The sequence below is a fragment of the Microbacterium sp. SCN 71-21 genome, assembly GCF_001725695.1.
GTDB lineage: Bacteria > Actinomycetota > Actinomycetes > Actinomycetales > Microbacteriaceae > Microbacterium > Microbacterium ginsengisoli.
Map to the genome: position 1 here is coordinate 23,199 of NZ_MEGA01000017.1, position 9,844 is coordinate 33,042.

Here is a 9,844-nt window from a genome sequence, read left to right on the forward strand (position 1 = left end):
GTCCGACGCCATGACGGAGCGGCTTCGCACGGCGGCCGACGCGGCATCCGATGGTCCCGGGCGGACTAGGCTGGGAACCATGCCTCATTACGACGTCGTCATTCTCGGCGCGGGTCCCGGCGGTTACGTCGCGGCCGTTCGGAGCGCCCAGCTCGGTCTGTCCACCGCGATCATCGAGGAGAAGTACTGGGGCGGTGTGTGCCTGAATGTGGGGTGCATCCCCTCGAAGGCGCTCCTGAAGAACGCGGAGCTCGCCCACACCTTCACCCACAAGGCGAAGCTCTTCGGCATCGAAGGCTCCGTCACCTTCGACTACGGGGTCGCGTGGGACCGCAGCCGCGAGGTGGCCGACGGCCGCGTCAAGGGCATCCACTACCTGATGAAGAAGAACAAGGTCACCGAGTACGACGGCCGCGGGACCTTCGTCGACGCGAACACGATCGATGTCGCCAAGGCCGACGGCCAGACCGAGCGCGTCACGTTCTCGAACGCGATCATCGCGACCGGCTCGACCGTGCGTCTGCTCCCCGGGGTCACCCTGAGCCAGAACGTGGTGACGTACGAGGAGCAGATCCTCGCGCGCGACCTGCCGCGCTCGATCGTCATCGTCGGCGCCGGCGCCATCGGCATGGAGTTCGCGTACGTGCTCTCCAACTACGGCGTCGAGGTCACGATCATCGAGTTCCTCGACCGTGCGCTCCCGAACGAGGACGCGGACGTCTCCAAGGAGATCGCGAAGCAGTACAAGAACTACGGCATCACCCTGCTCACCTCCACCAAGGTCGAGTCGGTCGTCGACTCGGGCGACAAGGTGACCGTCACCTACACCGACAACAAGAGCGGCGCGCAGGGGTCGGTCGAGGCCGACAAGGTGCTCATGTCGATCGGCTTCGCGCCGAACGTGACCGGCTTCGGACTCGAGACCACGGGTGTCGCGCTCACCGACCGCGGGGCGATCGGCATCGACGACTACATGCGCACCAACGTGCCGCACATCTACGCGATCGGTGATGTCACCGCCAAGCTGCAGCTGGCCCACGTGGCCGAGGCGCAGGCGGTCGTGGCGGCCGAGACGATCGGCGGCGCCGAGACCCAGACGCTGGGCGACTACCGCTTCATGCCACGCGCGACGTTCTGCTCGCCGCAGGTCGCCTCGTTCGGCCTCACCGAGCAGCAGGCCAAGGACGCCGGTCACGACATCAAGGTCGCGACCTTCCCGTTCATGGCGAACGGCAAGGCGCACGGCCTCGGCGAGCCCGTCGGCTTCGTGAAGCTCATCGCCGACAGCGAGCACCTCGAGCTGCTCGGCGCCCACATGATCGGGCCGGATGTCTCGGAGCTGCTGCCCGAGCTGACGCTCGCCCAGAAGTGGGACCTGACCGCGCTCGAACTGGCCCGCAACGTGCACACGCACCCGACGCTGTCGGAGGCGCTGCAGGAGGGCTTCCACGGTCTCGCAGGACACATGATCAACTTCTGATCGCCGTACGACGAAGGGGCCGCCGCGGAGTTCCGCGGCGGCCCCTTCGTCGTACGGCTGGGTCAGAATCCGAGGGCGCGGGCCAGTTTCGAATCGGATGCCGCCACCCGCCCGCCGGCCGCCGCCACCGCGGCGTCGATGCGGGCGAAGAACTCTGCCGGGGCGACGGGGCTGTCGGGGGTGAGCTCCACCTCCCACTCACGCCAGGCGAGCTCGCGTCCGGTGCGCTCGTCGACCGTCTGCACGCGGTCGTCGACGAGCTCGGCGACCGGGGTGCCCGAGGCATCCGAGACCGCATACGCGGTGCGGGCGTTGCGGATGCGTGCGAGCGGAGCGAACGGGCCCGCCGACCAGCGCTCGACCGATTCGGCGACCGCGGGGGGCACCTGATCGGGGTCGCTGTCGATGTCGAGCGGCCAGTGCCACTCGAGCTTTCCCTCGGGCGTGGCGATCTTGACATGCCAGCCTTCGTCGGGCCCGCCGGTCCGGCGGCGCACGGCGACGCCGGCGCGGCCGAGGGCGGCGTCGGCGCTGTCGAAGTAGCGCGCGTCGAGGTCGCGCGGCTCGGCATCACCGACCGTGAGGCCGAGCGTGGTGAGGTCGGGAAGCGGGGTGTCGGCGTCGACGTCGTAGCTGCGCTCGACCTCGAGGGAGCGCGTGGGTTCCGCGCTCACTCGTCGCGGCCGTCGGGATCCGGGTTGATCGGCTCGGTGGCCTCGACGTACGCGAAAGGCACCTCGGTGGGGCCGTCGGCGGCGCCGGTCTGGACGGCATCACCCGAGCGCCGGTAGACGATCTGGCCTTCGCCGTAGGGGGCGATGATCTCGTCGTCGTCGCCGTCGAAGGGAAGCAGCTGGCCGTCGAGGGGACCGCCGGTGAGTCGTGCGATGGACATGCGGTCAGCCTAGTCTCGGCGGGCGCGGCGGGGTGGTTTCGGCTCCCGTTCCGCGGCCTCCGCCGCCTGGGCGGCACGCACCTCGACCTCCGCACGGGATGCCGCGGCCTCCGCCATGCGCAGACGCCACTGCCCCATCGTGCGCGCGCCGTGGCGGGCGTGCACCCGGTCGTGCTGCTGCCCGGCGATGGTCACACAGACCGCTGCGGCGATCAGGATGACCTGCGCAGACAGGTTGATCCAGAGCAGCAGGGCGATGAGCGCCGCGAAGGTGGCGAGCAGCGGGTTGGCGGCCGCACCGCCGACGAACAGACCGGAGAGCTCTTGCAGCACGGTGAGACCGACACCGCCGACGGCTGCGCCCGCCAGGCGGGCGCGCCACGAGGTCGGCACGCCGATCAGCGCGGTGAAGAGCAGCAGGACGATCGCGGCGTCGAGGACCAGGACGACCACGACCGAGACGACCCGGGTCATCACGCCCGCCTCCACGCCGTCGTCCTGCAGGGACAGGAGTCCGAGAACCAGGCCCACGGCGGCGGTGCCGAAGAACGTGGCCGCCGCCGACACGATCAGCAGCACTCCGATCCCCACGGCGACGCCGAGGTTGCGCAGCTGCACCCAGAGGAAGAACGTGTCGTCATGCCCGGCATCGGCGAGCTCACGGAAGGCGGCGCGCATCGATCCGATGGCGCCGGTCGACGCACCGATCAGACCGACGATCGAGATGATGCTGGCGATCGTCAGGCCGGTCGGCGCTGGGATCGCATCGAGTGAGACGATGCCGCCGTCGCCGACGAGGCCGGGGACGGCCGCGTCGACGGCACGCACGAGCGCGGCGAGCGCGTCAGGGTTTCCCCGCAACCACAGCAGGGCGACGGAGAACCCCAGAAGCACGGCCGCGAAGAGACTGAACAGCGCGCGGTACGTGATGCTGTCGGCGAGCAACGGCCCGCGCTTCTGGCTGTAGAGCAGGAACGCCCGCACCAGCGTGCGGCGCAGCATCCAGGACGTCACACGCCCGATGAGCGAGGCATCGGTCGGGGTCTCGGGCATGCCCTCAGGCTAGCGATGACCGCTTCGGCGAGGTCAGTTCGCGGTCACTGTCAGCGCCGGGTTGGCCGGCGCGGATGTCGCGGCCACCTGCAGCCCCACCCAGACGCTCTGGCCGGCGCTGAGGGGGCCGGCCCAGTCCTTACCGGTGCAGGTGATCGTGGTTCCGGCGAGGGTGCACCCCATCCCCCAGGCGCTCACGATCTGGGTGGCACTCGGCGAGGACCACGAGATCGACCAGCCGTGCACGGCGCTGGAGGCGGTCACGACGAAGTTCGCGACATAGCCGGCCTGCCAGGCGCTCTGCAGCTGCCAGGCGGTCGTCACGGTTCCGGATGTCACCGGCTTCGGTGCCGATGGCGACGGCGTCGCCACGGGCGGGGCGGACACGGTCGGCGACGGAGCGGGGCTCGCCGCGGGCGGCGATGACGGGGCCGTCGTCGCAATCGGGGAGGGCGCTGGCGTCGCGGTCGGCGTCGGGACCGGCGACGGCGACGTCGACGGTGAGGCCGACGGCGAGAGCGGTGCCGGGGACGGCGGTGTGACGGGGCTCAGGATGGGCGCGAGCGCCGCGAGCTTGGCGGCCTCCGGAGTCGTCCAGTCATCCGCGACGAGACCCCCGGTGTCACCGGAGTTCGGGTTGAACGACCAATATCCGTAGCTGAGTCCGTTCGCGCGGATGTAGGACACAATCGACGCGAGCCACTGCTGGTCGCTCGTCGTCTGCAGCAGAGTGCCGAACTCGCCGACGAACACCGGCGCGATGTTCTGCTTCTGGAGGTAGCCCCAGTTCGCGTCCCAGACGCCGGGCAGGTTGGCGGGATAGTTCCCCGCACCGAACCAGGACTGGTTGTAGACCGACGCGGGGTAGTCGTGGGGCGAGTAGACGACGCGGTTCGCCACCGTCAGAACGACGGGCTTCTTCGCGACATCCTTGAGACCCCCGCCCCACCACGTGGTGGACCCGTCGGCCTGCGTGCTGACGCCTTCGACGATGATCAGCAGGTTGGGGTTCGCGGCGAGCACCGCGTTGCCTGCGCGGGTCGCCGCGGCCTGCCAGTCGGTGGCGGCGTTCCCGCAGCCCCAGCACGACGGGTCGTGCGGCTCGTTGTGAAGGTCGGCGCCGATCACGGTGGGGTCGTTCCGGTATCGGTTCGCGAGCATCGTCCTCGGCGCCGCTCACGGTGGGGTCGTTCCGGTATCGGGTCGCGCGCATCGTCCAGTCCGCGATCCACTTCTGCTCGCTGTACTGCGACGTGTACCAGAGCGCCGATTGGGAACCGGAGTCGGGACGATGGCGATCGAGGATCACGTGGAGCCCATAGGCCTTGGCGCGCGCGATCACGACATCCATCAGTTGGAGCGGGGTGAGCGAGACCAGAGTCGGGTTGAGATTCTGGTTGATGGACGTCGTCGAGGATGCCGCGAGGCATTCGTTGGAGAACGGCAGTCTGATCGTGTTGAAGCCCATGCTCGCGATCTCGCGCATGCCCTGGTCGAGGGAGATCGACCACAACCCGTGCGGAGCGCAGTTCGAGGTCTCCATCCCGAACCAGTTGACCGCCTTGATCGTGTACACCGAGTTGTCCGATGCCAGGATCTTCGACCCCGAGGTGTGGAGCCAGCCGGAGGGCGCTGCCGCCTGGGCGCTCAGCGGGGCGACAAGACCCACGGTGAGCGCGACCACCGCGGCGGCCAGCATGCCGATCACGCGCGCGCGGAAGCGGCGCTCTGAGCTGGCGACGGCCATCGTGACCCCTCGACGATACGGCGGCGGTGAATCGCGCCCACGGCGCGATGGCATCAGTGTACGGTGCGCGGGTTCAGATCCCGACCGTCTCGATGCTCACCGTCACCCGGTCTCCGACTCCGAGTCCGTACCGCTGCCGCACGGCCTTCTTCAGCGGCAGGACGAAGCGGCCCCGCGCGGTCTCCGGGAAGATCGAGGTGCGCCAGACGGATGCCGCGAGCCGGACCTCGACCGGCACCGAACCGAAGCCCGCACGAGGCCCGGGCAGCTCGTGCAGGGCCTCGCTGATCTCATCGGGCACGGCGACGAAGCACCACAGCTCGGCGCGGGCCTCCCAACGCCAGATGTCGGCGGTGAACTCGACCTGCATGCGGCCAGCCTAGGCGGGGTGGGAGCCGGCCGTGGGCTCGCCGGGCGGGTCCGCGTACGGCGACGAGAGCGGGTCTACGAGGCTCGACACCTGGCGCCGTGCCGCCCGGAAGCGCCCGTCGGGCCAGCTCGCCGCGAACGTCTCGACGACCCGCCACACCCGGCGGAGGAGTCCGCCGACGTGTACAAGCGGCCTCGCCGACACGGGCATCGTGAGGGTGCGGTCCCATCGCACCCCGTCGTCGGCGTGCAGGTGGATCGTGAGGTCGAGATCATCGTGCACGTGGGGGTCGGCGCGGCGCACCCGATCGCGCACGCGCTCCCACACCGCGACGCGCATGGCGAAGTTCGAGCCGAAGACGAGCGGGATGCCGAGCCACAGCCCGATCCATACGCGTCCGCCCCCGATGTACCAGTGCGATCCGAGGTAGGCGACCAGCCGCGAGCAGTCGTAGAACTCGGCGCCCCCGGTGAGCACGCCGAGGGCCTCGTCCTCCGCGAACGCCCGTTCGAGGCGGGCGACCCAGTCGGGGTGAGGACGGGAGTCGGCATCGACCCGGGCGATGATGTCGGCGGATGCCGCCGCGTCGTCGTACCCGCGGGCGGCGGCAGGCCAGATGCCGACACGCTCCTCCCGCAACAGCGTCGCGCCGTGCGCGCGAGCGACGTCCGCGGTCGCATCGGTGGAGGCATTGTCGACGACGATCACCTCGTCGGGGCGTCGGGTCTGACGGTCGAGGGCCGAGAGGCAGGCATCCAGGTAGTCGGCATCGTCGCGGCACGGGATGACGACGACGATGCGCGGGGGCACGAGTTCAGGCTAGTCCCGCGCGGAGAGCAGAATGGCCAGGTGCCGATCCTCAACAAAGACATGTCGCTGTGCATCTCCCTCTCCGCCCGCCCGTCGAACATCGGCACGCGGTTCCACAACTTCCTCTACGACGAGCTCGGACTGAACTTCGTCTACAAGGCGTTCGCCCCCACCGACATCACGGCCGCCATCCAGGGCGTGCGAGGGCTCGGCATCCGCGGGTGCTCGGTGTCGATGCCCTATAAGGAGGCGGTGATCCCCCTCGTCGACGTGGTCGAGGAGTCCGCAGCGGCGATCGCGTCGGTGAACACGATCGTCAACGACGACGGCGTGCTGACGGCGTCGAACACCGACTACGAGGCGGTCGCGTCGCTTCTCGCGAGCCACGCCGTCGACCCGGCGCTGCCGGTCGTCGTGCGCGGCTCCGGGGGCATGGGGAAGGCGGTGATCGCGGCGTTCCGCGGTGCCGGGTTCGACGACGTCACCGTGCTCGCCCGCAACCTCGCCGCGGGACGCACGATCGCCGATGCCTACGACTACCGCTTCACGGACACCGAGCCCGAGCCGTTCGCCGGCGTGCTCGTGAACGTCACGCCGCTCGGCATGAACGGGCCGGATGCCGCGGCTCTCGCGTTCTCGCACGAGCAGGTGGCTGCGGCATCCGTCGTCTTCGATGTCGTGGCGTTCCCGTCGGAGACGCCGCTCGTGCGCTCGGCGCGCGAGTCGGGCGTGCCGGTGATCACGGGTGCCGAGGTGATCGCACTGCAGGCCGCCCGCCAGTTCGAGCGGTACACCGGCGTCGCCCTCACCGCCGACCAGGTGGCGCGCGCGTCGGAGTTCTCGCGCGCCGAGTGACGCGCGATGATGGGGCGATGAGCGCACACCGTGTTCCCGCGCCGGAGCTGCCGGTCGGGGTCAAGTTGCAGGGTCCGGTCTCGTACTTCCCGAGCATCGAGAAGACGTACGGGCAGCCCGTGCAGCACTGGCTCGACCTCGTCGCCGATCGCCTCGACGACCACCGTCACATGGAGGTGGTGGAGTGGCTCAAGACCGAGCACGGACTCGGCCACGGACATGCGAACGCGATCGTCGGCTACGTGAAGCGCGCGCTCGCGGGTTCCGCACCGGAGTGAGGGCGCGCGCCGGTCGCGCACCGACTCAGTCGCGGTGCACGTCGCGCCGGGGCACCAACGGCACGGCGATGAGGGGCACCAGCGCGACGAGCGCGTACGCTCCCGCGAAGCCCGTTGCCGTGATGAGCGCGCCGATGCCCGGCCCGACGAGGGACGCCGCGATGAACTGGCCGGTGTTCTGCACGCCGAGCGCCTTGCCGACCCACGAGCTGCCCGCCGCCTCCGCGACCGAGGTGTAGGCGAGGCCGTTGTCGGCGACGGTCACCACCGCGGCGATCACGAGGATGACGCCGCCGACGGCCGCCCACGCGAACGCACCGCTCATGGCGAGCGCGAGCATGACGACGACGGCCGAGACGGCCACGCCTCGCAGCACGCGCACGCGGCTGCCGACCCGGTCGCTCAGGACGCCGACGACGATGCGGCCGAGCGCCCCGACGAACTGCGAGATCGCGACGAGGGCGGCCGCGGCATCCTGGCCCCATCCCAGGGCCGAGATGAGGAACACCATGCCGAAGGTCGACACGGCGAACTGCGGCACGACGAGCAGCAGCGACACCGCGTGGATGCGCGCGAGGAACCCGCTCACCCGATAGGGGTTCACGGCGGGTCTCTCGGGGCCGGATGCCGCGGCCCGCGGCGGATTGCGGATGCCCGCCGCGCAGGCAGCCGCGATGATCGCGAGGGCTGCGGCGATCACGAGGAATGTCGCCGGGATGCCCGCGGAGCCCGCGAGCGCGGGCACGAGGGCCGCGGCGGCCGCGACGCCGAGGGGCTGGGCCATCTGCCGGATGCCCATCGCGAGTCCGCGCCGGTCGCGCGGGAACCATCCGACGACGACGCGGCCGCTCGCCGCGTTCGTGCTGGCGGCGGCCGCACCGCCGGCGAGGAGTGCGACGCCGAGGCCGATGAGGTCGCTGGTCACCGCGGCGGCGAGCGCGAGCAGTGCGGTGAGGAGGAGTCCTCCCGCGATGACGCCCCGCTCCCCTCGTCGATCGGCCAGGTGACCCCAGGCGATGAGCGTGAGCACCATGCCGACGGTGGGGGCGGCGGAGAGGAGTCCCGCCTGCGCGAGCGGGAGGCCCCGGTCGAGGTGCAGCAGCGGGATGAGGAACACGGGCGCGGAGACGAGCAGGGTGCCGGCGGCCTGCGCGGCGATGCCGAGCGCGAGCATGATCCAGGCGCGGGGAGGGATGCGCGTCATGCGTTGACCTCGGTTCGGGGCTCGTGAGACGATCGGTATACCGCTTTGGTATACCAGAAGGGAGCACCGGTGGACGAACCCGGCGAGGCCCGCGCCTACCGCCAGCTGCGCATCGCGATCCTGACCCTCGACCTCTCCCCCGGCGAGCGGCTGTCGGAACGCGCGCTCGAGAGCCGCCTCGGCGTCTCGCGCACGCCCATCCGCGCCGCACTCCTTCGCCTCGGCGGCGAAGGCCTCACCGTGCGCACCGAGCGCGGATGGGCAGTCGCGCCCCTCGATATCGCCGAGGTGCGCGCCGCGATGGAGTACCGCGAGATCGTCGAGGTGGCCGCTGTGCGCCTCGCCGTCGACCGCGCATCCGACCCCGACCTCGCCGCCCTGCGGGAGCTCGTCGACACCCACCGCTCCCACGACGACCCCGAGACGGGCCTGCGCGACGGCGGAGACTTCCACCACGCCCTGGCGGCGACATCGGGAAATGCGTTCCTCGCCGCCGCCGTCGCCGACACCATCACCCGCCTCGCCCGGGTGCGCTGGCTCGAGGTGCGCTCGGCGGCATCCCGTGCCCACGCCCGCGATGAGCACGCGGCGATCATCGACGCCGTCGCACACCGCGACGCCGACCGCGCTGCCGCGCTCACCCTCGCGCACGGGCGCGGCACGCGCGATCGGCTGCTCGCGGTGCTCGACGAGGAACGCGGGCGGCGCGGCATCCGCTCGCTCGCGATCGTCGACAGCGCGGCCGGGTGACGGCGCTCGGTGTGTGTCCACCGACGACGGCCACGCCGACCCCCGACCCCTGCGCCCGATAGCGTGGCGGGATGAGCTTCGGAGTGCAGGTCGATGTCGTGCGGGTGTTCACGGACGCGGACGGAGGGTCGGGCAACCCCCTCGGCATCGTGCTGAGCAGCGCCGCCTCGGCCGGGCGGGAGCAGCACATCGCCGAGGCGCTCGGCTACTCCGAGACGGTCTTCATCGGTGAGATCACCCCCGACGCCGCGCAGGTGCGCATCTTCACGCCCGCCCGCGAACTGCCCTTCGCCGGGCACCCGAGCGTCGGCACCGCCTGGTGGCTCGCCCGCCGAGGAACCCCGGTCGCCGCCCTCGAGGTGCCGGCGGGTCGCGTCGTGATCGACATCGACGGCGAGGATG

At 71.0% G+C, this 9,844-nt stretch carries 12 protein-coding genes and 1 pseudogene; 5 read left to right on the top strand and 8 right to left on the bottom strand.

Features of this window, described 5'->3' with window-relative positions; all coding sequences use genetic code 11:
- The first annotated feature begins 79 nt into the window (after positions 1-79).
- A complete protein-coding gene (gene lpdA, locus ABT08_RS04005; RefSeq protein ID WP_045247209.1) occupies positions 80-1,480 on the top strand; it encodes a dihydrolipoyl dehydrogenase in 1,401 nt (466 codons plus the stop codon).
- 62 nt (positions 1,481-1,542) lie between these two features.
- On the opposite strand, the gene ABT08_RS04010 is transcribed toward lpdA, so the two are convergent.
- The 7 genes and pseudogenes from ABT08_RS04010 to ABT08_RS04035 all read right to left on the bottom strand — a co-directional run bounded on the left by ABT08_RS04010 (position 1,543) and on the right by ABT08_RS04035 (position 6,355).
- Positions 1,543-2,154 carry a CYTH domain-containing protein gene (locus ABT08_RS04010; protein ID WP_045247208.1) on the bottom strand — a complete coding sequence of 204 codons (612 nt, stop codon included), beginning with the start codon at positions 2,152-2,154 and terminating at the stop codon, positions 1,543-1,545.
- Positions 2,151-2,375, bottom strand: a complete 225-nt coding sequence (locus ABT08_RS04015) for a hypothetical protein (protein ID WP_045247207.1) — start codon at positions 2,373-2,375, stop codon at positions 2,151-2,153. The genes ABT08_RS04010 and ABT08_RS04015 overlap by 4 nt, the downstream gene beginning before the upstream one ends.
- A 9-nt stretch (positions 2,376-2,384) precedes the next feature.
- Positions 2,385-3,428, bottom strand: a complete 1,044-nt coding sequence (locus ABT08_RS04020) for a YihY/virulence factor BrkB family protein (RefSeq protein WP_056520075.1) — start codon at positions 3,426-3,428, stop codon at positions 2,385-2,387.
- 33 nt (positions 3,429-3,461) lie between these two features.
- Positions 3,462-4,589: a cellulase family glycosylhydrolase gene (locus ABT08_RS04025; protein ID WP_353743276.1), complete on the bottom strand. Its 1,128-nt coding sequence runs from the start codon at positions 4,587-4,589 to the stop codon at positions 3,462-3,464.
- Between the two features lie 76 nt (positions 4,590-4,665).
- Positions 4,666-5,229, bottom strand: a pseudogene (locus ABT08_RS13165) (cellulase family glycosylhydrolase); the annotation flags it as partial.
- 19 nt (positions 5,230-5,248) lie between these two features.
- Entirely contained in the window at positions 5,249-5,545 is a 297-nt protein-coding gene (locus ABT08_RS04030) for a DUF1905 domain-containing protein (RefSeq protein ID WP_056209983.1), read from the bottom strand.
- A gap of 9 nt (positions 5,546-5,554) precedes the next feature.
- Positions 5,555-6,355 carry a glycosyltransferase family A protein gene (locus ABT08_RS04035; protein WP_082486432.1) on the bottom strand — a complete coding sequence of 267 codons (801 nt, stop codon included), beginning with the start codon at positions 6,353-6,355 and terminating at the stop codon, positions 5,555-5,557.
- Between the two features lie 39 nt (positions 6,356-6,394).
- On the opposite strand from ABT08_RS04035, the gene ABT08_RS04040 reads away from it, so the two are divergent.
- Together ABT08_RS04040 and ABT08_RS04045 are read left to right on the top strand one after the other, a co-directional pair.
- Positions 6,395-7,210, top strand: a complete 816-nt coding sequence (locus ABT08_RS04040; RefSeq protein WP_056520078.1) for a shikimate 5-dehydrogenase — start codon at positions 6,395-6,397, stop codon at positions 7,208-7,210.
- 17 nt (positions 7,211-7,227) lie between these two features.
- Positions 7,228-7,488, top strand: a complete 261-nt coding sequence (locus tag ABT08_RS04045) for a DUF4287 domain-containing protein (protein ID WP_056209986.1) — start codon at positions 7,228-7,230, stop codon at positions 7,486-7,488.
- A gap of 25 nt (positions 7,489-7,513) precedes the next feature.
- Here the strand turns inward: ABT08_RS04045 and ABT08_RS04050 are convergent, their stop codons facing one another.
- On the bottom strand, positions 7,514-8,692 hold the full coding sequence (locus ABT08_RS04050) for an MFS transporter (protein WP_288114058.1): 1,179 nt from the start codon (positions 8,690-8,692) through the stop codon (positions 7,514-7,516).
- Between the two features lie 69 nt (positions 8,693-8,761).
- On the opposite strand from ABT08_RS04050, the gene ABT08_RS04055 reads away from it, so the two are divergent.
- Both ABT08_RS04055 and ABT08_RS04060 read left to right on the top strand, forming a co-directional pair.
- Positions 8,762-9,442, top strand: a complete 681-nt coding sequence (locus ABT08_RS04055; RefSeq protein WP_082483235.1) for a GntR family transcriptional regulator — start codon at positions 8,762-8,764, stop codon at positions 9,440-9,442.
- Between the two features lie 71 nt (positions 9,443-9,513).
- A partial coding sequence (locus ABT08_RS04060; RefSeq protein ID WP_288114059.1) for a PhzF family phenazine biosynthesis protein occupies positions 9,514-9,844 on the top strand: 331 nt, incomplete at its 3' end.